A 732-nucleotide genomic window follows, 5' to 3' on the forward strand; every position below is an offset into this window, starting at 1 on the left:
CCGCTCCGCCGCCCAGCGCCTCTGCGCTCCCCAGCCCGGCGGCCCCCGCACCGGCCGGTCCGACGACCACTTCGCAGACGGTGACCGCGCTTCCCGCGCCCCCGCTTCAACCGGGTACCGACTGCCGGACGGTGGCATGACCACCCAAGTCCAGCCGCCGGTCGCGGTCACGCCTCCCTTGCCCACCCGGCGCAACGCCGAGCTGGCGCTGCTGTTCTTCGCCGCGCTGATCACCGTCGCGGCGTTGCTCATCGTGGAGGCCAACCAGGACCGCGGCCTGAGCTGGAACGTGACCAGCTATGGGCTGGCGTTCTTGCTCGCTTTCGGGTCGGCGCACGTCGCCATCCGGCGTTTCGCGCCCTACACCGACCCGCTGCTGTTGCCAATTGTCGCGCTGCTCAACGGACTTGGGCTGGTGATGATTCACCGGCTGGATCTGGTCAACAACCAGTTCAGCGGCCGGCATCACCCCAGCGCGACCCAACAGATGCTGTGGACCCTGATCGGCGTCGTCACCTTCGCCCTGGTGGTCACCTTCTTGAAAGACCACCGGCAACTGGCCCGCTATGGCTACATCTGCGGGATCACGGGGCTGCTATTCCTGTCGATTCCCGCCCTGCTGCCGGCGGCGCTGTCCGAGCAGAACGGCGCCAAGATCTGGATTCGCTTCCCCGGCTTCTCAATCCAGCCCGCGGAGAAGAAGATCAGCAACAGGATCTTGGAGAACTCCGC

General features: G+C 67.1%; 1 protein-coding gene. It reads left to right on the forward strand.

Annotated elements, in window-relative coordinates; genetic code table 11:
- Positions 1-136: 136 nt before the first annotated feature.
- Positions 137-732: FtsW/RodA/SpoVE family cell cycle protein (locus A5714_RS17305; protein WP_197513763.1), on the forward strand; the 596-nt coding region annotated here is incomplete at its 3' end.

It is taken from the genome of Mycobacterium sp. E2462, assembly GCF_001672685.1.
Taxonomy (GTDB): Bacteria; Actinomycetota; Actinomycetes; order Mycobacteriales; family Mycobacteriaceae; genus Mycobacterium.